Genomic DNA, 25829 nt, shown 5'->3' on the forward strand with positions numbered 1-25829 from the left:
GCAAATATTTGACCGAACTCGTCCGCGGCGGCTTACGCTAGGCTGCGCCGGCGCAGAAATTCACGCAGGGCATTGGTAAGCGGCTCGGCCGTAGTAAGCTGGTAGTAGTCGAAGCCGTGGGTGCGGGCGCGCTGGGCCGTGTCGCGGAGCCACTGCTGCAGGTGCTGCTGCCACCCCCGGCGCTGCTGATCGGCATCGAGCTGCAAGGTGCGGCCGGTTTCCAGGTCCTCGAAGGTAACGGCCCCGCGAAAGGTGAAGGCCAGCTCGTTATGGGCCAGCAGGTGTAGTAGCAGCACCTCACCGGAGGCCGCGCGCAGGCGGGTCAGCAGCCGCTCAATCTCCCCTTCTTCCTCGTACAAATCACTCACGCAGATGGTCAGGGCGGGCTGGCGGCGGGCCGTTAGGGGGGCCAGGGTAGCGGCATCGGGGAAGCTGCCGGCCGCCTCGGCCGTGGCCAGGGCGTGGTAAAGGCGCGGGAGCTGGCGGGCGTCGGCGCGGGGGGGCAGGTGGCGCAGGCCAGCCGGGTGCAGAATGGTGAGGGCCACGGCGTCGCCCTGCTGGCTGGCTACGTAGGCCAGGGCCGCACACAGCAGGCGGCCGTAGTCGAGCTTGGTCAGGCCGTTATCGTCGCGGTGGTTCATGCTGGCCGTGGCGTCCAGCACCAGGTGCACTGCCAGGCTGGTATCTACTTCCGACTCGCGCAGGTAGTACCGGTCGGAGCGGGCGGCCAAGCGCCAGTCCAGGCGGCGCAGGTCGTCGCCGGGCTGGTAGGGCCGGTATTGGCTGAACTCCAGCCCCGCCCCGCGCCGACGGCTGGCGTGGGCTCCGTGCAGCAGCCCTTCCGCCGCCCGCTTGGCGGCCAGGGGCAGGTTGTGCAAGGCGTGCAGATGTTCCGGCGTCAGCATGTTTGAGGAGGATAGGAGGGTAGGAGGGTCAGAGGGTAGAAGAGAGGGCGGGAAACAAATACGGGAAAACCTGAACCCCTACCTTCTTACCCTCGCCCTTTCTGCCCTTACAAGGAAACTGCTTTCAGCAACTCCCGCACGGCATCGTCGGTGGTTAGGTTTTCGGCTTCGGCGTTGAAGTTCAGCAGCACCCGGTGGCGCAGTACGGCCGGGGCCAGGGTCTGCAAATCCTCGAGGGTAGCGGCGAAGCGGCCGTGAATCAGGGCCCGGGCTTTGGCGCACAAAATCAGGGCCTGCCCGGCGCGCGGACCCGCACCCCAGCGGCCATAGTCACGAATAAATTTTACTTCCGAGGTAGCCGGGCGGGTAGCGCGCACGAGCCGGTTTACCAGGCTCAGCAGCTCCGGACTGATGCTTACCTGGCGGGTGAGCTGCTGAAGCTGGCGCACATCTTCGCCGCCCAGTATGGGCTGCACTTGCTGGCGCACGGTGCCGGTGGTGCCGCTGAGCACGGCCAGCTCCTCCTGCTCCGTAGGGTAGCCAATGCGGATGTAGAGCAGGAATCGGTCGAGCTGGGCTTCGGGCAGGGGGTAGGTGCCGCTTTGCTCAATGGGGTTTTGGGTAGCCAGCAGGAAAAAGGGCTTGGGCAGGGCGTGCTCCTGGCCGGCGTACGTAACGTGGCCTTCCTGCATGGCTTCCAGCAGGGCCGCCTGGGTTTTGGGCGGCGTCCGGTTGATTTCGTCGGCCAGCACGAGGCTGGCGAAAATGGGCCCTTCGTTGAACTTAAAGGAGCGGTGGCCGGTGCCGTGGTCTTCCTCCAGAATCTCGGTGCCCAAAATGTCGGTCGGCATCAGGTCTGGCGTGAACTGGATGCGGCGGAAGGGCAGGTCGGTGGCCTGGGCCAGGGTACGCACCAGCAGGGTTTTGGCCAGGCCCGGCACGCCTTCCAGTAGGGCGTGGCCCCCCGCGAGCAAGGCTACCAGCACTTCGTCCAGCACTTGCTGCTGGCCTACAATGACCTTCCCGATTTCCTGTTTGAGTTGCGGTATTTTCTGAAGGAGGCGAGTAACTTCTTGTTCGGTCACGGAAACGGCTTGAAAATCGGGAGAGAAGAAGGATGCGCTGGGACAAAGTCAGATATAGCGCGACAAGGATGCGTCAGGGGCAGCTTAACAGCTCCTTTTTGTGTAGCCGTCATCTGCTCAACCACCCGTGCGAGTAGCCTGCTGCGCCGCAAGTATCCACTTCGAACCGTAATACGCAACCGCTCCCGCCGTTTTCGCTAACTCCGGCTGATTTTCGCCCCTGCTTTCACTAGGCAGCATGCCAGAAAGTAAGTTGTCGGAAAGCAAGCGCTGCAACGCAATAAGCCATGTTTACCGCAGGTAGGCATTTCCACACAAAAAGACCGTCATGCTGAGCGCCGCCGAAGCATCTCTCCCGCTTCGCCCTCCTAAGAGAGGCCAGTGGTAGAAATGCTTCGGCGGCGCTCAGCATGACCGGTCTGTGTGGACAGTAGAAACCTTTAAGTCGAAAAAGGCCGTCATGCCGAGCGCAGCGAGGCATCTCGCGGGTTGACGTTCGAATTACTGTTTCATTAGCACCACGCAAGATGCTTCGCCTCCGGCTCGGCATGAGGGTCTTCTGATTTACTGCCCGCACAGTCTGTTCTAGCGGAAATAGCTGTTAAGCTGAGTTTGCAACCGAAAGAATAACAGCGCCTTAAATCATGAAAACCTGTCCTACCAGAACCGGTTGGTGCACACCACTTGGGCTTTTTTCTTGAGGCGCAGCCCTACCAGCACCTCGTGGCTGCCGCCGTGGTAGCCGGCCAGCTCCGAGAGGCCGGCGTCGTAGGAATAGCCCACCGTCAGCTGCTCGTAGCTCAGACCTACCATGCCCACCACTGAGTCGAAGGCGCGCCAGGACAAGCCAACCCACAGCAAATCCTGGTACTTGAGCTTGGCGTTGATATCGAGGGAGAGCGGGGCCGGATTCACGGCCTTCACCAGCACGGAGGGCACCAACGACCAATCGTCGCTGAGCGGCACCCGCACCCCGGCCGTGGCAAAGTAGTGGCGCTTCAGGGTGTTGCCCGTGCCGGCACCTTCCCCGTTAAGCTCGTAGGAAAAATCGAGCTTGTTGCCCAGCAATTGCGCCCCCGATATGCCCACGTAGAAGTTGGAGCTGTACACCCACAGCCCGATGGAGCCATCGAGCACCCGCGAGGCCGCGCTGCCGGCGTAGGAGGTTGTGTCGTAGAAGCGCAGCTGCTGCCCATCAACGGCAAACTGCTGCATGCCCGCCGACACACCCAGCGCCGCCCGGATTTTGGGGGTTAGCACCAGGTTGTAGGCGTAGGAGAGGTAGGCGCCGGTCCGGCTGGTAGGCCCGGTCATGTCGCGGTACACCATGCCACCCACGGCGTGAAACGGCCGGCGCCGGTCGTGGAGGGTGCGCTTGCTGGTGCTGCGCCATTTGCCCAGCGAAGAGCTAGCCGTGAGGTAGTAGGTTTTGGGCGCTCCTTCCAGGCCCGTCCACTGGGTACGGTAGCTGGTTTTCACGTCGATGTAATCCTCCACGCCGGTGGTACCCGGGTTAAGGATGTAGTTGTTGTTCATGTACTGGCTGTACTGGGCTTGTTGCTGGGCCAGCGCCGGCCAGGCCGCCAGCAGCAGCGGAAGCAGCAGGAGAAGTAGGGCTTTTTTCATCGTAGAAATTGCCGTAAGGTCTTAGCGAAGAAAGAACCCGGCCAGACGACCTGCGCCCGGCCGGGCATTTCGTTAATACAGAATCGTGATGGACCCGCTGTAGGACTTGCCCAGCGGCCCCTTCGTGACGACCACGTAGTAGTAAGTGCCCACCGGAGCGGGTTGGCCGTTGATGTCGCCGCGCCACTCATTGGCCCGGCCGTAGTTGTTGGCCGAGAAAACCCGGTTGCCCCAGCGGTTGAACACGCTCACGGTGTTGTCGGGGAACTGCTCAATGAACTCAATCTGCCAGGTATCGTCGCGGCCGTCGCCGTTGGGCGTGAAGGCGTTGGGAATGCGGATGGCCGGGCGCACGGTCACGGTCACCTGGTCAGAATCGGCGCAGCCGCCCGCCCCGGCCGAGAGGGTATAGGTAGTAGTTACCCTGGGCGAGGCCACGGGCCGCAATGAGTCGCCCCGGAAGGTTAGCCCCGCGGCGGGCGTCCAGCGCACGGGGTAGGAGCCATCGGCGCGGCCTTCCAGCGTTACGGAAGTACCAGCCAGAATCTCCTTGTCGGGGCCGGCATCCACGTCAACCGGCGGCTGAATCCGGACGGGTATGCCGTTGGAAACGGCCGTTACCGGCTGGGCGCAGTTGTTGGTAGTGCGCAGGCGCAGGGTTACCACCTGGCCCGCGCGCAGGGTGGTGCTGGTGAAAACCGGGCCCGTCGCCCCGGCTACATCAGAGCCATTCACCTGCCACTGGTAAGTAGGAGTAGGGCCCGCCTCCGTTACGTTGGCAATGCTGAAGGTAAGCGGCGCGCCCAAACACACGGGCCCGCCGGGCTGCACCGTAATGGTAAGGGTAGGCTGCGGGGTGGGCGTGCGCGTAACCGTGACGGTAGCCACCGCCGGACCCGTGCTGCACAGGCCCGCCGTGGGCGTCACCTGTACCCGCACCTGGTCGCCGGTTACCAGGGTGCTGCTCGTGAAGGTAGGGCCGCTGGCTACGGCCACGTTATTCACAAACCACTGGAACGTGGGGGCCGGCCCCGCATTGGTAGCCACGGCCGTGAAGGTCAGCGGGGTGCCGGGGCACTGCACGGGCGGCGTGGCCAGGGTTACGGTGGGCGTCACCAAAGGCGTCACCCGAATCGTGACGACGTTGGAAACCGCCGTGGCGCAGGTACCGGTGCCGGAAGTAACGCGCCGCCGGAAATAGGTAGTGGCTTGCAGGGCACCAGGGGCATACGTGGGGTTCGTGGCCCCAGCAATGGCGGTCCAGGTCGAGTTATCCGCCGAAGACTCCCACTGATACGCAAACGTGCCCGTGCCACCACTGGCCCCGCCACCATTAAGCGGACTAGGCGCAGTGCCCGCGCAAATATCCTGGTCGGCGCTAATGGTGCCTGCCACCAGCTCCGGCAGCACCGTCAGCACTACCGAGGGCGAGTACTCCGGCCCGCATGCTCCCGACGTTACCCGGCGGCGGAAATAGGTAGTAACCGTCAGCGGGCCGGGGGCGAAGGTTTCGCCGGTGGCACCCGCTACAGCCGTCCAGGTAGTGTTGTCTAACGAGGATTCCCACTGGTAGGCAAACGCGCCCGTACCGCCCGTGGCCGGAGCCGTGCTCGTCAGCGGGGCCGGCGTAGCGCCGGGGCACACCGTCTGGTTACTGCCAATGGTGCCGGCAGTCAGGGCGGGTAGCACCGTGAGCGTGACAACGTTGGAAAAGACCGGCCCGCAGGGCCCGGTAGTAACGCGCCGCCGGAAATAGGTGGTAACTGTCAGCGGACCCGGCGCAAAAGTCGGCCCGGTGGCCCCGCCAATGGCCGTCCAGCTGCTGTTATCCGTCGACGATTCCCACTGATACGCCAGTATGCCCGTGCCGCCGGCCGCCGGAGCCGTGCTGGTGAGCGGGGCCGGGGTAGCGCCGGGGCAGAGCGTCTGGTTGTTGCCAATGCTCCCCGCCGTCAGAGCGGGCAACACGGTAATCAGGACGGACGGCGAAAACTCCGGTCCGCACGCCCCGGAGGTAACCCGGCGGCGGAAGTAGGTAGTGGCCGTGAGCGGACCCGGCGCGTAGTCGGCGCTGGTGGCCCCGGCAACAGCTGTCCAGGTCGAGTTATCCGCGGAAGATTCCCATTGATACGCAAATGTGCCCGTGCCACCGCTGGCCCCGACCGCGCTGGTCAGAGGAGCCGGCGTCGCGCCCGCGCACACGGTTTGGTCAGCGGCAATGCTGCCGGCAACAAGCGCGGGTAGCACCGTTAGAGTAACGGCAGGCGAGTACACCGGCCCGCAAGGCCCCGAGGTGACACCCCGTCGGAAGTAGGTAGTAGCCGTGAGCACACCCGGCGCAAACGTGGGGTTGGTGGCCCCGGCAATAGCCGTCCAGGTAGTATTATCCGTCGATGATTCCCACTGGTAGGCGAATGTGCCGGTGCCACCCGAGGCCGAAGTCGAGCTGGTTAATGGGGCCGGGGTAGCGCCGGGGCAGAGCGTCTGATCTGAGCCGATGGTACCCGCCGTCAGGGCCGGAGCCACCGTGATGGTAACGACATTGGATAAGGCCGGCGCACAGGCGGTGCCCGAACTTGCCCGGCGGCGGAAATAGGTAGTGGCCGTGAGCGGTCCGGGCGTAAAGGTCGGCCCGGTGGCCCCGCCAAGGGCGCTGAAATTCACGTTATCCGCCGACGATTCCCACTGATAGTCAATGGTGCCCGTGCCGCCCGTTGCCGGCGTCTCACTGGTAAGAGGAGCCGGCGTACCGCCGGCGCACACCGTTTGGCTGGCGGCAATGGTACCGGCGGTTATGGCGGGCACCACAGTGATGGTCACTACGTTGGAAGGCGTCGTGGTGCACGCCCCGGAAAGTACCTGGCGCCGGAAGTAGGTAGTAACGGTCAGCAGGCCCGGCGTGAACGTCTCGCCGGTGGCGCTGGCTACCGGTGTCCAGGTAGAGTTGTCCGTGGAAGATTCCCACTGGTAGGCAAACGTGCCCGTGCCGCCCGTGGCGGGAGCCGTGCTCGTTAGTGGGGCTACCGGGCTGCCGGCGCACACGGTCTGGTTGGCGGCAATGCTGCCCGGCGTCAGGGCGGGCAACACGGTAATGGCTACCGAAGCGGTAGTGCGGGATTCACAGTAAGGGCCTGCTCCGGTGGGCAGCAGCAACTGCACGCGCCGCCGGAAATAAGTGGTGCCCGTTGGCAGCGAGCTGGGGGGCGTGTAGGTAGGGCCGTTAGCTCCGCCAATGGCTGTAAAAGTGGTGTTATCCGGCGACGATTCCCACTGGTAGGTGATGGGCAGGCTGGCGTCGCTGGAAGCAGCGGCGCTGCTGGTAAGCGTGGCCGGCGCGGTGCCGGCGCACAAGGTCTGCGGCGCCGCAATGCTGCCCGGTACCGGCAAATCGGGCACCTGGATAAGGCCCGAGCTTTCGCGGCAAAAGCAGTCGGTGGTGATACGGAGCGTGACGGTGTAGGTGCCGGGCGTAGCGTACGTATGAACGGGATTCTCGTCGGTTGAGGTAGTGCCGTCGCCGAACGTCCAGAGATACTTCTTGTTCTCAAAGTCAATGGGCGGGGCCGCAAAAGTTATTTGCCGACAACCCGTTATCTCCGCGCTGGGCCCCACGCGCAGCAGGGAGCTTTGGTTGAAGTTGACCAGGCCCAGGCCACTGAGGCGGCCCCCTAGCTGCAGGGTATCGTCGGCGTAGCGGACCTTGGCCCCCAGCGAGTCGGGGTAGTAGATGACGCCGAGCGCGGGCTGGTTGTCGCGGGCCACGTACATCTTGCCATCGGGCGCGGCCTGCAGCGAGCCCAGGTCGGCCGGGCTTTTCTGCTTGAGCGGAATGTCCTGCTCCGTCACCGGCCCGCGGCCGCTGATATCGAATTGCAGCAGCTTGGCCGGATTGCGTACCGTGGCGTAGAGGTAGCTGCCGGGCGAAAACCCCACCCCGTAGTATTTCCCTTCGCCGCTATCGACAATGAAGGGAACCTGCGGGTTGGCGCTTACCTGGCCCGTGCTGGTATCAAACCCAAACAGCTCAACGGTACTGCTGCTGTCGCCCACTGCTTCGCTGTAGCGGGCCAGGGCCAGCTGCTGGCCATTAGGCGTTACCTTCATCTGGCCTTTGTAGCCCAGGGCTGCCACGCTTGGCGCGTGCAGGCTGCCTATGGTGGAGAGAACCGGCGCGTCGATGAGAACCGGACCTACATAGCCGGCTGCTTGCCGCACGCGGTAGGCCAGAAAGGCGTCGCCGCGGTTGTCATTGCCGGACTTGGCATCGCCCCAGCCGTGCGTGATAACCCAGATGTCGCAGCCGTTTTTATGGAATACGCCCGTTAGCTTTTCCGCCGTGCCGCGGGCCAGGGGCGTGTTTTTGGTGGCGGCTACGACGGTGCCCGGCCCCCCACCCGCCGGAATTACTATTTCCGAATAGCTCAGGCCCACGGTGCTGTTCAGAGTGAAGAGCAGGTAGCGCGTCGGTTGGCCCGCTGGAGGGATGCCCGGCATCTTGATGGGCAGGGGGCCGTCGGTGGTGAAGCGGTTGCCCGCCAGGCCCGTGCCGTTGGTCATGACGGTGCCGTCGCCGTTCCAGACGGTTTCGCCGTTGCTGTAGAAGAGAATCTTTCCGGTACCATCCGACATTACCCCCGAGCCGGCCGGGGCGTCCATTTGGCCGTTGGTGAGCACTGTGGGCTGAACGGAATCAGTGGCTTGATTGAAGTCCAGGCCCGCCTTATAGCCGAAATACCACGTGTTGGCAAACTTCTCGTCCGCTGCGCATTCTGGCGGTGGGGGCGGGGGGGCTGTCTGGCCCAGAATTGGGGTAGCTGCGCCGCTGAGCAGCAAAAGCAGCAGCGTCAGTAGCCAGGCCGCCGCGGGGCGCACCTGCCTACCCCGGCGGCGGGTAGTGCTACCTGCCGGCCAGCTACGGGTGGAAAAAGAGCAAACAGGAATACAAGTATGGTGCGATAGTTCTGCGCGCATAGTGGGGCAGGTAAGTGGGCGGACGGGAAGCAGACAGGCAGCAAGAAAAGGGGCACTCACCGCCCTGCAGAAACGGAGCGTAATGACCAGTTACTGCAGAAAAGAGCTACTAGCCGGTTTCAGTAAAGCTACACACTGTTAGCCAGCTTTGTGCAACCCAATGACCGAATAGTGCTAGACCATCAGATCATTCTTCCACTCCAGCCTGATTGTGCCGAAAGGCAGCCTTTACTTCCATCACGCACGGTATCAGGACAGTCAGCCAAAATCCGAAAACAGAAACGGCCAGCAGCGCCTGGAACGAGGCATCACGCGTGCTGCTACTGCTCTGCTACCTCAACGATTCAGACGAGACACTTAGTATCCGGCTCGGCCGCCCGGCCTTTCGAGCAAAGCCAAGCCCAGATTTATCTGAACTTCGCCCGGCGCGCCCCAGGTAGAAAACGCCGAAGTTGCTGGGCAGGGCGGACTAGCAACTTCGGCCGCTTAACTCATCCGAGCTGGCCTCACTGGCCCGCGCGGCGGCGGCTAGGCCGTCAGGGCGTAGAGGATGATGTTGACGCCGAACTTGGTGTTGTCCTCGGCCAGGAAGCGTTTGTTGCGGAAGTCGTAGTCCCACTCGCAGCCGTAGTCCTTGTTGGAGTAGAGCACGGCCAGGCGTCCGTTGATTTCGATGCCTTTAAGGTAGTCGTGCACCAGGTCGTCGCCCCAGCCGTTGAGCTCGAAGCCGGTGTTGGGCGGACCTTCCGGAAACTTGAAAAACTGCGAGTAGATGGGGTGAGTTTTGGGCAGTTTCTTCAGGGCGCCCGCCCCAAAGCATACCCGCATCTGTTCCTCGAAGGAGCGCGCAAACAGCCCGTCGATGTCGTGGTTGCAGTCGTCGACGAACACGAAGCCACCGCCCCGGACGTACTGCTCAAAGTTTTTCTTTTCCGGCGCCGAAAACTGCACCAGCCGGTGCCCCGAGAGGTAGCAGAACGGGTAGCGAAACAGCTCCGGCGAGTCGAGGGCCACTACCTTTTCCTTGGCATTTACGGGTACTTTGGTGTACTGCACCAGGGAGTGCAGCAAGTTGGCCGGCATCCGCTCATCTACCGCATCCCAGTCGCCGGAGCGGTATTGCAGACGCACGAAAGTAAAGGGAGCGGGCATGAAGGGCGGTAAGAAGGAAAACGGCAGAAAGACCCCGCGCCGCTCAGAAGGTGGCTTACCGGGGTAGCAACGAAGATAGATTTTTCTGAGCCCGGGCCCCCAGAGGTTTGCATTTTGTACAGCGCGGCTATACCCCTGGGGACGTTGGCTTCGTTAGACCAGGCAAGTGGCTCTTGTATAAACTCCTCACTTCCTGCATTATGAAACACAAACTGCTCCTGTTGGTGGCCCTGCTGCTCACTTTTTCCGCCCACGCCCAACTCGGCATTAAGGCCGGCCTCAACGCCGCCGTGCTCGATGGCGACAACCTGGGCTCCACGTCCACTAAGTACAACACCTACTACCACGCCGGGGTCTTCTACGAGGCCGACCTGATTGGCCCCATTTCCATTCAGCCGGAGCTGCTGTACTCGCTGCAGGGGAGCTCCTTCCGGGATGCCGTCGGGAATTACGATGCCAAGCTGCACTACCTCAACCTGCCGGTGCTGGCCAAAGTCACGCTGGGGCCGGTGTTCGTGGAGGCGGGCCCGCAGTTTGGGCTACTGCTGCGCAAGGACGCCAGCGGCGACCTGAACGTGTCTTCTTCGGGCAATGGCCCCTACAGCGGCTACAAGCGCGGCGACCTGAGCCTGTGCGCCGGCGCGGGCCTGAAGCTGGGCAATCTGCTGCTGGGCGGGCGCTTCAACGCCGGCGTCAACGACATCAACGACGTGAAAAACCTCAGCGGCACCAACGACCCGCGCCTGCGCAACCGCGTGATTCAGGCCTACGTGGCCCTGCAGTTTGACAACGACTAGCCGCTAGTGGCCGCTGCTGGGTAAGTTGCTTTTGTAGCGGTTATAATTGGTAACTATCCTGATTAGGTCTTGGTAGTGGTAGCCTTTCTCATTGCGGGCTACCATCTTGGCCAAGCCTGGATAATCGGCCAGATACTGGCTCATTTGCATGTAGAACATGCCCCGGTCAACCTTCGTGAGCACGCCATTACGGCGGACAAAAAAGTGGCTGTTCTTGTACGGAATACTAGAGTGAAGTACGGCACCAGGCAACGGTATTGGCAGAGGAACGCTCTGTTGTTCGGCTTGCAGAAATAGCTCAACCGGACCCGTAACCACCCTCTCGGCCAGGATCTTTACCTTTTTGTCGCCGGCTAGGCGCATTGGCTCGAAATAATGTTTGCCCGCCGTCATGCGCTCTACCTCATCTACCCGAACGTCCTGTTTGGGTGGCTTAGGTTGGCTGTTGGGATGAGCCAGGTAATAAATGAACGGATAGTCTATGCCGGGGTACATCGTCGGCACCGGCAGGTAGCCCGAAACTACTCTTCCGTCGGTTAGCTGCAGGGTACCGGGGATAAACGAAATATACCGGTTCACCCGGTACTCGGCCGTGTCTGGGCTAGCTGGGGTTGTGGTAGTACCCTGTCTGGGCTCTGATGCCGGCCCTGCTACCTGCGCCGAGGCAATCATAGGAGCCGATACAATAGCAAAAAGTAGAAATTGCTTCATGCAGCAAAGCAGTAAATAAGAAAGTGGCTTCTCCCAGCACTTGAGAAAAGCCACTAAATTACGCCTAATCAGCAGTCCTACACCGCGTCTGAGAGGCTGGTGAAGGTGAAATCCCGAATCTTGAGTGGGGGCACCAGGTTGCCACCGAGGCGCACGGGTTTGCCGATGGCCTCGATGTTGTTGAGCATAATCACGGGGCTCTCGTTAAAGCGGAAGTTCTTCACCGGGTGCTTGATTTTGCCGTTCTCGATGTAGAACGTGCCGTCCCGAGTTAGGCCGGTAAACAGCAGGGTTTGCGGGTCCACGTCGCGGATATACCACAGGCGCGTGACCAGAATGCCCTTGGCCGTGCTCTTAATCAGGTCCTGCACACTCTGGGTGCCGCCTTCCATGATGAAGTTGCCGGAAAAAGCCGTGGGCTGTTTGCCGGTTTTCTGGGCCCAGTAGCGGGTGTAGTACAGGTTCTTGACCACGCCCTTTTCCACCCAGTTCATGCGCTTTACGGGTAGTCCTTCCCCATCGAACACCGAGCCGGGGGCCTGGGCGTTCAGCGGGTCAGAGTAGATGGTAATGCGCGAGTCGAAGAGCTTTTCGCCGGTGCGGTTGCCGCCGCCTTTCTTGCTGAGGAAGGAACGGCCTTCGTCGGCTTCGCGGGCCCCGAAGTTGTAGACCAGGTTGTTGAGCAGACCTTCATCGGAAACCAGGGCCGCCGGCTCCAGAATGACGGTGTATTTGCCGGGCTCCAGGGCCTTGGCGTTGCGCGAGCCGGCGGCTTTGTCGGCCGCAATTTGCGTTAGGGCCTTGGCATTGAACTTGGCGGCGTCGGTAAAATCAGCCACGGCGTAACCCGAGCCGGTACCGTCGGGCGTGCGCACCGTCACCGAGAAGTCGATGTTGGTGTTCTGCTGGTAGGCTTCCAGGCCTTTGTTGTTGCGCAGGGCCTGGAAGGTTGCCCCATCTTCGAGGTAGCCGGCGGCCGTGAGCTGCTTGGCGGCGCACAAGGCAATACTGTCGCCGGCTACCTGGGCCCGGAAGTCGGGGGTAATGGCGGCGGTGCTGGCGGCGTAGCTTACCGGAGTCAGGTACTGCTGCGGACCCAGCAGGGGCATGTATTCGGGGTCTTCGGGGGCGAGGCGGGCAATTTCCTCGGCCCGCTGCACGCACCGGCGCAGGGTAGCATCGTCGAACTGGTTGCAGGTGGCCACGCCGGCCCGCTTGCCAAACCTCGATTCCACCACCAACGACACGTTATCGGCCCCGCCGGCCGTACTCACCGAGTTGCGGGCGTAGCGCACGTTGCCGGTGGTGCGGCCCTGCAGGCTGGCCTGGCACTCATCGGCTGTGCTGAAGCTCAGCACCTTTTTCAGGATAGCCTGCGACTCGTCTTTGGAAAGAATAGCCATGGTATTGAATGGGCAGAATGTGGAGAAAACCAGAACGTCATTCCGAGTGCAGCGAGGAATTTCGGGGGCTGCCGTTTGATTACCATTACAACGTCAGCACGCGAGATTCCTCGCTGCACTCGGAATGACAGCTAAATGACAGCTAGAAAGGCTAGCCGATTTTGCGGGCGGTGTTGATGACGTTCACGGCGTTGAAGCGGGTAGTGCTGGAGCCGTGGCTTACCGCGGAGCTCTGGCTGGGCTGGCCCTTGCCGTCGTTGAAGAAGCCCGCAAACCGGTAGTCTGACTGGTCGCAGACGGCCGCGCAGGAGTTCCAGAACTCCAGCGTGTTGGTCTGGTAGGCCACATCCTCGAGCATGCCCGTGATTTTGCCTTTCTCAATGGCGTAAAACACCTGCCCCCCGAACTGCGAATTGTAGCGCTGCTGGTCGATGGAGAAGGAGCCGTTGCCGGCAATGTAAATGCCCTTGTCCACCCCGCGTACCATGTCATCGACGCTGAGCTTGGCGGTGCCGGGCTTCAGGCTGACGTTGGGCATGCGCTGGAACTGCACATCCTGCCACGACTGGGAGTAGCAGCACCCATCCGACTCGTTCTGACCCACGATGTGGGCCTGGTCCCGAATCTTTTCGTAATCCACCAGAATACCGTCCTTGATGAGGTTCCACTCCTTGGTTTTTACGCCTTCGTCGTCGTAGCCCACCGCGCCTAGGGAGCCGGTTTGCAGCTTGTCGGCCACGATGTTCACTTGTTTGGAGCCGTAGGGCTGGCCTTTGGCTTTCCACTCCATGGTAGCGAAAGAGGTACCGGCGTAATTGGCCTCGTAACCCAGCACGCGGTCCAGCTCCAGCGGGTGCCCCACCGACTCGTGAATGGTCAGGCCTAGGTGGTGAGGGTCCAGCACCAGGTCGTACTTGCCCGGCGTTACGCTCTTGGCCGTGAGCTTTTCCTTGGCTTGGCGGGCGGCCAGGGCGGCGTCTTCCAGCATGTCGTAGCTGTACTTGTACCCGATGACGCCCGAGCCCTGGGGGCCCGCTACCTTGTCTTCGGCCTTGGGCGTGAGGTACTCGTAGCCCATGCCCATGGGGGCGCTCAGGGCCTGCCGGCTCCGGAACTTGCCCGAGGTGCGGTCCACCACCGTTACCCCGAAAGTGGGGTAGATGCGGTGAATATCCTGGTCGATGTAAGAGCCGTCGGTGGAGGCAAAGTACTTCTGCTCATTCACCTGAAACAGCACGGAATTCACGAAGGAAGCGCCGTTTTCCATGGCCTTGGCATTGGCCGCCAGCAGCAGGTCTACTTTGTCCTTGATGGGCACTTCAAAAGCATTCTGCTTGATGGGCGCCTTCCAGGAAACCTCGCCGTAGCCGCGTTGCGGAGCCAGCTTCACCTGCTCCTTCTGTACTTTGGAGTTGGCCTTGGCAATCTGCACGGCTAGCTGGGCGGCCTTGGCAATACCGGCCTCCGTCACGGTGTTGGTGGCGGCAAAACCCCAGGTACCGTTGGCAATAACCCGCACCCCGGCGCCGTAGCTTTCCGAGTTAACGATGTTCTGGACCTGCTTTTCGCGGGTGAAAACGCCCTGATTGAGGTAGCGGCCAATGCGCACATCGGCGTAGGTAGCGCCCGCCGATTTCGCCGCGTTCAGGGCTACATCGGCCATACGCTTTTTCACTGCCACATCTACCCCTTCCAGGAGTTGGGCCGGGTCAACCGGATTGCCGCCCAGGCTGGGTAGCGAGGGTAGCCAGAGCGCCCCGGCCGCCAGACCGGTTACGCCCACAAAATCACGTCTGTTCAAAGGAGTAGGTAGTTAGGAGTGAAAAACTGTGAAGCCGCCTACGCGGCTGTGCGCTTAAATCAGGGTGCGAGCATGGTGCCGAAAGCTCCTTTCTGCTCAAACGATTTAATGATTTCTTCTTCAAGCGGAGTGCGCTTCACGGCCGAGTTATTCTGCCAGAAAGCGGGGTTATAAGTTGTTTGCTTGATAGTAGCTAGGTCAGATTGTCCAGCTACCGCTCTGGTGTAAGCTATACCTGATGGAGCGGTTCGTTGTCCACCGTAAAACGAAGTGAACGATAAGACTTGCACGCGGACATCAGGCTTGAGCGGCCGGTTGAGGGCTACCTGGTAAGAAGTCTTAATGTACTGAACATCAGTACTGCCATGCAGGGTAGGCTGGAACACGCAATCGAAAACCATACGGGGTTCTTTAAAGCTGAACAGAGGATGGTTCGAGCGGCTCCCAATACCCGAAGTTTCTAGGTGAAGCCGCAACACCTGGTGAGTTGCCTCATCAATCGTGATGCTGCCTTTTTCCTGGGTAGCGTTGCTTTCTGACTTGCTGGCAAAACCGATTTCTATGAGTTGCTGCGGGCCATTCTGCGTTACCCCCACCAGAGTCAGCGTAAAGTTTTGCGCCACATGGGGGCTTAGCAGCCGGCGGGAGGTAGCGCTATCGGCCGGAGAAAAAATGCTGAAGTTCTTCGTGAATTTAGAGAAATCGGTAAAGCTGATAAGCGCTTTCTTCTTGGCGTAGCGGGCCTGCGCCAGCGCCATGCCATTCAGGCCGGCATTATCGGTTTTGGTTTGCCACACCATTTCCTGTACCTCCGTCGCTTCACCGTCTAACTGGGTTATTTGCCGGTAAAATGCCTGGCCGTACGTTTTCTGATCGTGGGCCCGCTGTAGCTGGCGGTAGGCTTTTTTAATCAGTTCCGCCGTGTAGCTGCCCAACTGCACTTCCGGCAACGCAACGGCGCTGGGTTGCAGGCGAACCAGCACCGGCTGCGCGCCCGTTACTGTCAAGGTATCGGTGCGGTGACTTAACTCCGAAGCTACCAGCCGGCCCGGCAGCTTCGCCACAGCTAATTCGAACTCTCCCTCCGCGTTGCTGGTAGTACCCTGCGCAGTCCCCAGAACACTCACGCTGGCGTAAGGAACTGGCTTGCCTGTTTCCGTATCCACTACCCTACCGGCTAATTGTTGCGCAACTGCACTGGGCCCTAGCAGAATCAGTAAACCGGTGCAGTAGTAGAAATGACGCGCCATAGTAGAGGATATGTAGATAGGTAGAGCTTGGGTAGGTGCTTGATATAGTGAGTGCTAAAGTTTTTCAGCAGCAAGACAGAATTCCTTTTGAGAACAAAGCCCTGCCGCTGAAAAACGATACGAGTGCGTTATTACACCGCGTCCGAGAGGCTGGTGAAGGTAAAGTCGCGGATTTTCAGCGGGGGCACCAGGTTGCCGCCTACCCGCACGGGCTTGCCGATGGCCTCCAGGTTGTTGAGCATGATAATCGGCGACTCGTTGAAGCGGAAGTTCTTCACCGGGTGCTTAATCTTGCCGTTTTCAATGTAGAACGTTCCGTCGCGGGTCAGGCCGGTGTAGAGCAGGGTCTGGGGGTCAACGGGGCGGATGTACCACAGGCGCGTGACCAGAATGCCGCGCTGGGTGCCCTTGATAAGGTCGGCGGTGCTTTGGGTGCCGCCTTCCATAATCCAGCCGCCGGGGCGCGGAATGTCGGGAATACCAGCCTTCTGCGCCCAATAGCGCGAGGTGTAAAGGTTTTTCACTACCCCCTTCTCAATCCAGGTCATTTTCTGCTGGGGCCGGCCGTCGCCCGAGAACGTGAGGTCGGCAATGTCGGGGTGGGTAGGGTCGGAGTAGATGGTTACCCGCTCATCGAACAGCTTTTCGCCTTTGCGGTTGCCGCCGCCTTTCTTGCTCAGGAAGGAACGGCCTTCGTCGGCGTTACGGGCGTCGAGGGCGCTCATCAGGGCCTGCAGCAGGGAGGCATCGGTGTTGGCAACCAGGGCGGCGGGCTCCAGAATAACGGTGTATTTGCCGGGCTCCAGGGCCTGGGCGTTGCGCGAGCCAGCGGCTTTGTCGGCCGCAATCTGGGTCAGGCGGCGGGCGTCAAACTTGCTGGCATCGTTGTAATCAGCGGTAGCGTAGCCCGAGCCGGTACCATCCGGGGTGCGCACCGTGATGCTAAACTCCAGCCCTGACACCTGCTGGTAGGCTTCGAGGCCCTTGCTGTTGCGCTTGGCCACAAACCCGGCCGAGTCGTTGAGGAAGGCGGCCGAAGTCAGCTTCTTTTCGTCGCAGAGCTTCATGCTGGCGCCCACCTGGGTAGCGCGGTAGTCGGGCGTAATGTCGGCGGTGCTTTTGGCGAAGCTGTTAGCCGAGGTCAGGTATTTCTGGGGGCCGAGCAGGGGCATGTACTCGGGGCTTTCCGGAGCGAGGCGGGCAATTTCCTCGGCCCGCTGCACGCAGTTGCGCAGGGTAGCATCGTCGAACTGGTTGCAGGTAGCCACGCCGGAGCGCTTGCCGAAGCGCGACTCCACGGTAAGGGCCACGTTATCAATGCCGCCGCTGGTGCTGATGGCGTTGCGGGCCGAGCGCACGTTGCCGCCCGTCTGGCCGTTAAGTGTGGCCTCACACTCGTCGGCCTTGCTGAAGCTCAGTACCTTTTTGAGGATGCCCTGGGCTTCGGTTTGGGAAAGAATTGCCATATGGGAGATGATGTGCTGGATTTCTAAGGGGAAGGGTTCACTTCAAGTTGTCATTCCGAGCGTAGCGAGGAATCTGAGCCAGATAGAAGAGGCTAACTCAGATTCCTCACTTTGTTCGGAATGACAGGTGATTATCCGATTTTGCGGGCGGTGTTGATGACGTTCACGGCGTTGAAGCGGGTCGTGCTGGAGCCGTGGCTCACGGCCGACACCTGCGAGGGCTGGCCCTTGCCGTCGAAGAAGGAGCCGAACAGGCGGTAGTCCGACTCGTCGCAGATGGCGGCGCAGGAGTTCCAGAACTCCAGCGTGTTGGTCTGGTAGGCCACGTCCTCGAGCATGCCGGCAATCTTGCCCTTTTCGATGGCGTAAAACACCGTGCCGCCAAATTGGGAGTTGTAGCGCTGCTGGTCGATGGAGAAGGAACCGCGGCCGGCAATGTAAATGCCCTTGTCCACGCCGGCAATCATCTGATCCACGCTCAGTTTCCCGGTGCCGGGCTTGAGGCTGACGTTGGGCATGCGCTGGAACTGCACCGTGCTCCAGGAGTCGGCGTAGCAGCACCCATCCGATTCGTTCTGACCCACAATGTGGGCCTGGTCCCGGATTTTCTGATAGTCCACCAGCTTGCCATCCTTGATGAGGTTCCACTCCTTGGCCGGCACGCCTTCGTCGTCGAAGCCCACCGCGCCCAGGGAGCCGGGCTGGCGCTTATCGGCCACAATGTTGACCAGCTTCGAGCCGTAGGGCTGATTCTTGGCTCTCCAGTCGAGGGTAGCGAAAGAGGTACCGGCGTAGTTAGCCTCGTAGCCTAGCACGCGGTCCAGCTCCAGCGGGTGACCTACCGACTCGTGAATGGTCAGGCCCAGGTGATTGGGGTCCAGCACCAGGTCGTACTTGCCCGGCGTCACCGATTTGGCCGTGAGCTTTTCCTTGGCCTGCTTGGCGGCCAGGGTTGCGTCGGCCAACATGTCGTAGCTGTACTTGTAGCCCACCAGGCCCGTGCCGGCAGGGCCGGCAATCTGGTCCTGGGCTTTGGGCTGCATGTACTCGTAGCCCATGCCCATGGGCGAGCTGAGCGCCTCGCGGGAGCGGAACTTGCCCGACGCCCGGTCGATGGCCGTCACGCTGAAGTTCGGCCAAATGCGGTGCACATCCTGGTCAATGTAGGAGCCATCGGTGGAGGCAAAGTACTTCTGCTCGTTGATTTGGAACAGGGCCGAGTTCACGAAGGAAGCGCCGTTGTCGAGGGCCTTGGCGTTGGCGGCCAGCAGCAGGTCCACTTTGTCCTTGATGGGCACCTCGAAAGCGTTAACCTGAATCGGGGTTTTCCAGGTTACTTCGCCCTGGCCTTTCTGGGGAGCCAGCTTCACGGGCTCCTTCTGCACCTTGGAGTTGGCCTTGGCAATCTGTACGGCTAGCTGGGCGGCCTTGGCCATGCCGGCCTCGGTTACGGTATTCGTAGCGGCAAAGCCCCAGGTGCCGTTAGCCAGCACCCGCACGCCCGCGCCGTAGCTTTCGCCGTTGGCAATGTTCTGGACCTGCTTTTCGCGGGTGAAAATACTCTGGTTCAGGTAGCGGCCAATGCGCACATCGGCGTAGGTAGCGCCCGCCGATTTTGCCGCGTTCAGGGCCGCGTCGGCCAGGCGCTTTTTGATGGCGGGGTCTACTTGCTCCAGCAGGCGGGCGGGGTCTACCAGGTCGCCGCCCAGACCCGGAATAGAGGGCAGGAACATGGCCCCGGTAGCGAGGCCAGTCAGCCCCACAAAGTCACGTCGTTTCAAGAAGGTAATGGTTTGGGTGATAGAGGAAGGAAATTCAGAGGAAGTTACGGCAGATAGCCGGCCAATTGCAACCAAACGACGCAATTGCCGTAGCGGGGCTGCATAATAGGCAAAGAACCTCGGAATTCGTTGCCAAATCCTTAATCAAGTAAAGCCAGCAGGTCGCGGGCAATCTGCTGCCAGGGCTGGGCCAAGTCCAGCGTAACGATGCGGACGGGGTGGCCCCCCAGCGAGTAGCGCACATCCAGGGTCTGGGCCGCGGCGGGGTAGAGCAGGACGCCTTCCAGGTGCTGCTCCGGCCGCGCGGGCTGGTTCTGCAGGTAGGCGTACAGCTGGTAGAGGTGGGGCGAAATCAGCTTCTGCTGGTCGTAGCGGGGCTTAAGAGCCGCGGCGTAGTACTTAGTGTCGAGGATAATCTTGCGCTGCTCGTTTTCCAGGGTCGTGTCCGTGACCATGGCCGGCAGCAGGTGCAGGGCCTCGGTTGTTTCTGCTTCAGCCTGCCACTGAATGGTTTCGGAAAGCACCCGAAACCGGCGCTGCTCCAAACGGTAAAAATTGCGCACAAACTGCTCGAACAGCAGGGCCATCAGCCGCTCATCGCGCCGGAAGTCGCGGAAGCGGGTTGGCCCTTCAGTATCCGGGGCCGGCAGGGCGCTCTGCTGGATTAACTCACACACGTTCAGCAGAAAGCCTGCTAGCCCGGTGGGCCGCAGCCGGCACACGCTCCGCAAGCTGGCGGCTGTGGGTTGCTCGGGCAGCACCCCGCCCGGAAAGCGGCGCATGGTTGTTCGTACTTGCTGGCGCAACGAGGCCGGCAGACTGCGCGTGCGGCTGAGCTGCTGCAAGGTGCCGAGTACCAGCCGGGCTAGGGCCGTGTTCTGGTTTAGCTCATCCACCGTGCATATGGCCCGGCCGCGCGGCAGCAAGTTTCGACTCAGGGTAGGGGCCAGCTGCACCCGGCCGCGCAACTCCGCTAGTTCCTCGGTGCGCTCGGTGTAGGCTACCGGCAACCCCCGCTGCAACTGGCGACGGGCAGCGGTAAGCAAAACGTGAGTCAGCAACTCCAAGGGCCGGTGAAACGTGCTCGTGTTGATTGCCAGCAACTCCTGCTGCTCCGGCAGTCGGTTCCAGGCATAGCAAAGCAGGTAGTACAGGTTCTGGATGGGAATCATCCGAGGAAAAGTAGAGGAGGAGGGAAACGCTAAGAAGCTATTTGAGTTAGTGAAACGGTCGTGCTGAGCAGAGGCGTAGCCGCAGTCGAAGCATCTCTACCGCTTCGCCCTCACCATTAGGTTAGCCAGAGGTAAAGATGCTTCGGCGGCACTCAGCAGGACCGTTTCGGAGTGATTTTCAGCTAACTCAAACAGCTTCTTAGACCTTAGATTGTCATTCCGAGCAGCGCGAGGAATCTGGGCTAAGCGGTTGAATGGTGAACCCAAATTCCTCGCCACTAGCTTGATACGCAGAACGCTTGGAAGGACAAATGGTGACATCCGCTTGGCATGGTTCAAGCCAGCAGCTTTTTCTTCTGCTGGGCGGCTTTGGCCGGCTGATCAAGCCAGTAGTCATCCAAAAGAGGGGCAATTTCCTGTTCCAGAATTAGTTGCAGCCACGCTGAAGCGGCGGCCGGCTCGGCGGGGGGCTGGCAGAAGTAGCTGTGCCCAATGCAGAAATCCGGCCCCAGGTCCGGGTCGTCGGTAATCACCTGGTTCAGAGCAGTCAGGCGAGTGATGAGCTGGTTGCTGACGGGGGCAGGTACGCCCTGGGCTGCCAGCAGCTCCCGCAAGGGCGCGCCAAACTCCGGCTCCAGGCTCACGAAAGCAAAGCGCCGCCGCAGGGCGTAGTCCAGCGGGGCCAGGCTGCGGTCGGCCAGGTTCATGGTGCCGATAAAGTGCACGTTAGCCGGCACGAAAAACGGCGGGCTGCCAGCCGGGGCGTAGGGTAAGCGTACGGCGTAGGCGGGGCCGCGTTTATCGGCTTCCAGCAAGAGCAGCAGCTCCCCAAAAATGCGGGCCAAGTTGCCCCGGTTTAACTCGTCAATCAGCAGAAAATAAGGTCGTTCCGGGTCCTGAGCTGCCCGCTGGCAGAAGTCCACCAAAATGCCGTTCTGCAATTGAAACTTACCCTGAGCATCAGGGCGAAAACCCTGCACGAAATCCTCGTAGCTGTAGCTGGGGTGAAACTGCACCAGCTCCACGCGGGCCGCATCGGTAGCGCCCAGCTCCAGCCAGGCCAGCCGCCGGGCCAGAAACGTTTTGCCCGTACCGGGCGGCCCCTGCAGAATCAGGTTGTGGCGCCGCCGCAGCGCGGCCAGGGCAGCATCCAGCTTTTCCGCCGAAATGAACAGCTCAGCCAGCGCCGCTGCCCGGTCGTAAGGCTGAGCGGGCGGTAGAGAATAGGTCGGGGCCGGCTCCTGCGCTACCGATGGGGCCGCCTGCGGGGCGGCGGGCGTGGGCGGCAACTTGCGCAGCTTGGCCGGCGCGGAGTCCGATGGCTGGCCCGTGTAAAGCTCCTGCATCTGCTCCTGGGCCGCTACGTCGCCATCAAGTGAGGAGTTTTCGAGGGTAGGACGCTTGGTGGCAATGGTAAAGTCGAGCTGCTCCAGCACCCGGTTGGTAGGCGCCCCGGCCGGTAGGGGCCAAGCGGCCTCGGGCTGCTCCGTAGCCAACCGAAACGCCAGCTGGGCCACGGCCCGCGGCGCGTAGCGGCGGCCCTGGTACACTAGGTCGTAAACGGTGCTCAGGGGCATGCGCGGGCCGTCGAGGTCCATTTGTCGCAGGGCGCGCAGTACCTGGTCGCGGGTGAGGGAAGGCAGGGAGGGAGTAGGCGTGGGCATCCGGTTCTAAAGTACGGGCAAAACACGTTTTTGCTGCAACTAGCTCCCTTTGGCACCGGTCGGGCGCAAAAAAGCCCGACTGCTGGTAGCGGCCGGGCTCAAGGCATTACTTTTTCTGGGTGGTCTTTTTCTTGCCGTCGGGCTTATCCTTCACCGTTTCCTGGTTTTTCTTTTCGTCGCGCTTGGTTTCCGGGTCCGTGTGCTGGGGCGTGGTGGTGGGCTGGGCCATAAGAAGGGGTAGTAAGAGGTGAGATGCTAGCTCTTTTACGGCACCCGCGCAACGGAGGAGCAAAAAACCCGGTTTTTATTCTCCAGCTTACCTGCTAATTACTGGGCTTACCCCGCCGTAATCGTCCGCTGAATGCCGAGCTTTTTCATGCGGGCTTCCAGGGTTTTGGGGTTGATATCGAGCAAAAGGGCTGCGCCGTTGGGGCCGCTGACCCGCCCGCCCGTGCGGTGCAGGGCCGCCAGGATATGGTCGCGCTCCTGGTCTTTGAGGGTTTTGAGGGGGCCACCCGTCTCCGGGGCCGCTGGGGCCGCCTGCGCCGCCGCTGAAAAGCCGGCAAACTCCAGAAATGGCCCCTGACTGACGATAACGGCCTGTTCCAGCACGTGCTCCAGCTCGCGTACGTTACCGGGCCAGCCGTACTGGCGCAGGGCTTTCAGGTCCCGCTCGCGCAGGCCGCGTACGGGCTTGCCCATGCGTTTGGTGAAGCGCTCCAAAAAGTGACGCATCAGGGGCTCAATATCATCGGGCCGCTCGCGCAGGGCCGGCAGCCGGATGGGAAACACGTTCAGCCGGTAGTACAGGTCGGCGCGGAAACGGCCGGCGGCTACCTCGTCTTCCAGTACCCGGTTCGTGGCTGCAATAACCCGCACATCGGTCGGTATAACGCGCCGCCCACCAATGCGCTCAAACTCCTTTTCCTGCAGCACCCGCAGCAGCTTGGCCTGCAAATCGAGGGGTAGCTCGCCGACTTCATCCAGGAAAATCGTGCCTTTGTCCGCCAGCTCAAACTTACCGATGCGCCGGTCGTGCGCCCCAGTGAAAGCGCCTTTTTCGTGGCCAAACAGCTCACTTTCAATTAGCTGGGCCGGCAAGGCAGCGCAGTTGATTTTGATGAGGGCCCGCTCCTTGCGCGGCGACAGGTTGTGCAGGGCCCGCGCGACCAGTTCTTTGCCGGTCCCGGTTTCGCCGGTGATGAGCACGGTCGTATCGGTGGGGGCAACCTGGGCCAGGCGCGTATATACTTGCTGCATCACGGCGCTGCCGCCCACAAAATCGTCGAGACGGGCGGCGGCCGTGGTGTTGATTTCGTCGATGAGGTAGGTTCGCTCCCGCTCCAGCTGGGTGCGCAAGGCCTCAATCTGCTCGAAGGCAAACACGTTCTGCACGGCCAGCCGAATCTGGGGTACCAAAGTCTGAATCAGCTCCAGGGTTTCCTCCGTGAAGGCCAGGGGCTGGTGGCTGGCCAGAATAAGAGCCGCCATTTGCTCGTCGCCCACATCCAGGGGAGCGCATAGAATAGACCGGGTGCCGCGCTGCTCCCGGATGTAGCGGAGCATGTCGTAGCGCTGGGCCAGGTCCTCAAAATCGGCGCCTACGTACACGCCGGGCCGCGAAAATAGCTCGACCACTGCCTGCTTGCTGGCCTCCGATTTAGGCAAATCGTCGTAGCGGTTTTCGTCCAGGGCCAGGAAGCTGCCATCGGGCTGCTTGTTGAACTCGGCAAAAGCGCGCACCGGGGAGCGGGGCTCCCGCACCCGCACGCCGAAGTAGTCGTGGGGCACTACCCGGTTGATTTCGGTGGCAATGGTCCGAAAAAGCTCCTCGCGCTCCTTGATGCTCAGCAGGGCATTGTTCAGGGCCAGCTGCATGGTTTTTTCCTGCTCCCGACGGGCAATATCCTCGAAGGCCAGCGTGTTGGTCACCGCTACCGCCACCAGACTGCCGATTTTTTCGAGCAGGTCCGCATCCAGCTCCGACAGCTCGGGCCGCCGCCGGGCCACTAACGACAGCAGCCCAATCAGCTGCCCGCTGGTGCGCAGCGGCACTACCGTAATGTAGCGCATGCCCCGCTCCAACAGGTTGCGGAAGGGCAAAAAATCACCGTGCTCCGCCATGAATTCCTGTAAGTTGTACTGGTGTAGACGGGGTTGGCGCAAAAAAAACTCAATCGGGGTGCCTTCTATGGGAGTGCGAGCTAGTTTGTGCGCATCCACGTCAGGTAGCAACACCTCCCCCAAATAGTCGCGCAGAAAAACCCGGCGGTACTGGTGTTCCGCATCCAGGGTCAGAATGGTAATGGCATCAAAGGGGAAAATCAGCCGCAGCTTCTCGGTCACGCTCCTGAATAAGTCCTCCTTGTTGCGCGTGGTGGCAATGGCGTCATTTAAGTAGAGGAGCAAAGAGTCATCTTGGTCAGGCATGGCAGAGCTGGATATAGAGCTTATACTAAACGATATTCCTCAAATTTCAGGAAAACAATATAGGATATCCTGATATATAGGGAAAAACGAGCTCCATTGGAAAAGGTAAAGTGGGAGGGTATAGAAATTATTTTAGCCCTCTGAAGGCTGGAATAGAAGTTTTAGAGGCAGATTAAAATAATTTTAACGGGTTGGCACGTAGTTAGGTAAAAGGCGCATATCCATAAGCTGTTTTAGATATGCTTTTCCGACCACAAGACGCTGCCCCATTTTTAGCTACCCTCGGGTTGCTGGTGGGAAGTGCGGCGCACGCTCAGGTGCCGCTATCCGCAGCAACCCCCGGCGACTCCCTGTCGCTGGAAACTACCGTCCGCTCCGTGCTGGATGCCAACCCGGCCATCAATGCCCTGCAAGAAGAAGTAAACCAGGCCCAAAGCCGCCTCGACGAAAGCCGCACCTACCTGCGACCCGTAGTAGATGGCACCGTAAGCTACACCCGCGTTGATCCGCAGGTGAAGCTGCAGCTAAATCCCGATGAGCCTGGTTTTCAGCTGGCTCCGAACAACAACTACGATGGGCACGTAACGGCCCGCTATACTGTGTTGGACTTTGGGCGCGCTAATGCGGCCATTGAAGCCGCCCGCAGCCGCACGCTTACGGCCGCCGACCAGATAAACGTTACCCGCCGCGACCTGGCCTTCGCCGCCGCCCAGAGCTACTACAGCATCCTATTCGCCCGCGAAGCCATCCGGGTGCAGGACGCCCAACTTGCCTCCCTGCGCCAGCACCAGCGCGAAATGGAAAAGCGGGTAGAAGGCGGGGTGAGCACCAACTTCGACGTGACCACCACGCAAGTGCGCATCGCCCAAGCTCTGGACCGCCGGATTGACTTGCAAAACCAGCTGCGCAACCAGGAAATTCAGCTGGCCCGCCTGCTGCACCGCCCCGAGTCGGCGGTAACGCCGGTGCGCGGCCGCTTCGAGTACAACCCGCAACCGGTGAACGTGGAGGAAGCCCTGGCCAAAGGCTCGGAGAACCGGCCCGAGGTAAAGCTGGCCAAGGACGCCGAGCAAACCGCCTCGGCCCAGCTGCGGGTGGCCGAAACCAGCAACAAGCCCAGCCTGACGGTGCTGGCCCAGGCCGGGGGCAAGAACGGCTACATCGTGCCTAACCTGGAGCGCGTGCGCTTCAACACGGTAGCCGGCGCCCAGCTTTCCATTCCGATTTACGACGGCGACCGGAACCGCTACCAGCGGGCGGCCGCGCAATCGGCTATTAAAGGGGCTCAGGCCCGCACCCAGGACACTCAGGAGCAAGTGCGCGCCGACGTGTTGCAGGCCGTGAACAACTTGCAAACCAGCACCGCCCGCTACGATAACTCGCAAGTCCAGATCAGCCAGGCTACCGACGCCCTGACCCGCGCCAAAGCCCGCTACCGCTACGGAGTAGGCAGCAACCTGGACGTGCTGGACGCGGAAACCCAACTGGCGCAGTCCCGCCTCTCACGCCTGCAGGCCATTTACAACTACACCCTCGGCCAGTACCAGCTGCGCCGCGCCACCGGCGAGCAGATCTGGTAATGGTGAAATGGTGAGATGGTGAAATAGTGAGTTGC

The 25829-nt window shown here is 61.3% G+C and carries 17 protein-coding genes; 2 read left to right on the forward strand and 15 right to left on the reverse strand.

The window, feature by feature from the left end; all coding sequences use genetic code 11:
- Positions 1–32: 32 nt before the first annotated feature.
- The 5 genes from IEW18_RS10720 to IEW18_RS10740 form a co-directional block, all read right to left on the reverse strand.
- Positions 33–905, reverse strand: coding sequence for a DUF58 domain-containing protein (locus IEW18_RS10720; RefSeq protein WP_188557845.1), 873 nt, complete (start codon positions 903–905; stop codon positions 33–35).
- Positions 906–1012: 107 nt separating this feature from the next.
- Positions 1013–1990, reverse strand: coding sequence for an AAA family ATPase (locus IEW18_RS10725; RefSeq protein ID WP_188557846.1), 978 nt, complete (start codon positions 1988–1990; stop codon positions 1013–1015).
- 657 nt (positions 1991–2647) lie between these two features.
- Complete coding sequence (locus IEW18_RS10730; protein WP_188557847.1) at positions 2648–3616, reverse strand: PorP/SprF family type IX secretion system membrane protein; 969 nt, start codon at positions 3614–3616, stop codon at positions 2648–2650.
- Positions 3617–3688: 72 nt separating this feature from the next.
- Positions 3689–8587, reverse strand: coding sequence for a DUF8696 domain-containing protein (locus IEW18_RS10735; protein WP_188557848.1), 4899 nt, complete (start codon positions 8585–8587; stop codon positions 3689–3691).
- A gap of 528 nt (positions 8588–9115) precedes the next feature.
- Positions 9116–9739 carry a DUF4159 domain-containing protein gene (locus IEW18_RS10740; RefSeq protein ID WP_110978861.1) on the reverse strand — a complete coding sequence of 208 codons (624 nt, stop codon included), beginning with the start codon at positions 9737–9739 and terminating at the stop codon, positions 9116–9118.
- Positions 9740–9939: 200 nt separating this feature from the next.
- Here IEW18_RS10740 and IEW18_RS10745 point away from each other — a divergent pair, with 200 nt between their 5' ends.
- Positions 9940–10536 carry a porin family protein gene (locus IEW18_RS10745; RefSeq protein WP_188557849.1) on the forward strand — a complete coding sequence of 199 codons (597 nt, stop codon included), beginning with the start codon at positions 9940–9942 and terminating at the stop codon, positions 10534–10536.
- Positions 10537–10539: 3 nt separating this feature from the next.
- On the opposite strand, the gene IEW18_RS10750 is transcribed toward IEW18_RS10745, so the two are convergent.
- The 10 genes from IEW18_RS10750 to IEW18_RS10790 form a co-directional block, all read right to left on the reverse strand.
- Positions 10540–11247 carry a hypothetical protein gene (locus tag IEW18_RS10750; RefSeq protein ID WP_188557850.1) on the reverse strand — a complete coding sequence of 236 codons (708 nt, stop codon included), beginning with the start codon at positions 11245–11247 and terminating at the stop codon, positions 10540–10542.
- Positions 11248–11324: 77 nt separating this feature from the next.
- Entirely contained in the window at positions 11325–12650 is a 1326-nt protein-coding gene (locus IEW18_RS10755; protein ID WP_188557851.1) for a TldD/PmbA family protein, read from the reverse strand.
- A gap of 151 nt (positions 12651–12801) precedes the next feature.
- The gene (locus IEW18_RS10760; RefSeq protein ID WP_188557852.1) at positions 12802–14451 is read right to left on the reverse strand and encodes a TldD/PmbA family protein; all 1650 of its coding nucleotides are present in this window, start codon (positions 14449–14451) and stop codon (positions 12802–12804) included.
- 59 nt (positions 14452–14510) lie between these two features.
- Positions 14511–15701, reverse strand: coding sequence for a carboxypeptidase-like regulatory domain-containing protein (locus IEW18_RS10765; RefSeq protein WP_188557853.1), 1191 nt, complete (start codon positions 15699–15701; stop codon positions 14511–14513).
- Between the two features lie 131 nt (positions 15702–15832).
- Complete coding sequence (locus tag IEW18_RS10770) at positions 15833–17167, reverse strand: TldD/PmbA family protein (protein WP_188557854.1); 1335 nt, start codon at positions 17165–17167, stop codon at positions 15833–15835.
- Between the two features lie 131 nt (positions 17168–17298).
- Positions 17299–18948: a TldD/PmbA family protein gene (locus tag IEW18_RS10775; protein WP_188557855.1), complete on the reverse strand. Its 1650-nt coding sequence runs from the start codon at positions 18946–18948 to the stop codon at positions 17299–17301.
- Between the two features lie 140 nt (positions 18949–19088).
- On the reverse strand, positions 19089–20120 hold the full coding sequence (locus IEW18_RS10780; protein WP_188557856.1) for a 5-methylcytosine restriction system specificity protein McrC: 1032 nt from the start codon (positions 20118–20120) through the stop codon (positions 19089–19091).
- Positions 20121–20455: 335 nt separating this feature from the next.
- Complete coding sequence (locus IEW18_RS10785; protein ID WP_188557857.1) at positions 20456–21784, reverse strand: McrB family protein; 1329 nt, start codon at positions 21782–21784, stop codon at positions 20456–20458.
- Between the two features lie 106 nt (positions 21785–21890).
- Positions 21891–22013, reverse strand: coding sequence for a hypothetical protein (locus tag IEW18_RS21865; RefSeq protein WP_262891891.1), 123 nt, complete (start codon positions 22011–22013; stop codon positions 21891–21893).
- Between the two features lie 107 nt (positions 22014–22120).
- Positions 22121–24214, reverse strand: coding sequence for a sigma 54-interacting transcriptional regulator (locus tag IEW18_RS10790; RefSeq protein WP_188557858.1), 2094 nt, complete (start codon positions 24212–24214; stop codon positions 22121–22123).
- Between the two features lie 239 nt (positions 24215–24453).
- On the opposite strand from IEW18_RS10790, the gene IEW18_RS10795 reads away from it, so the two are divergent.
- Positions 24454–25794 (forward strand): TolC family protein, encoded by a 1341-nt coding sequence (locus IEW18_RS10795; protein ID WP_188557859.1) that lies wholly within the window; start codon positions 24454–24456, stop codon positions 25792–25794.
- The last annotated feature ends 35 nt before the right edge of the window (positions 25795–25829 follow it).

The sequence above is a fragment of the Hymenobacter glacieicola genome (assembly GCF_014640315.1).
GTDB classification, from domain to species: domain Bacteria; phylum Bacteroidota; class Bacteroidia; order Cytophagales; family Hymenobacteraceae; genus Hymenobacter; species Hymenobacter glacieicola.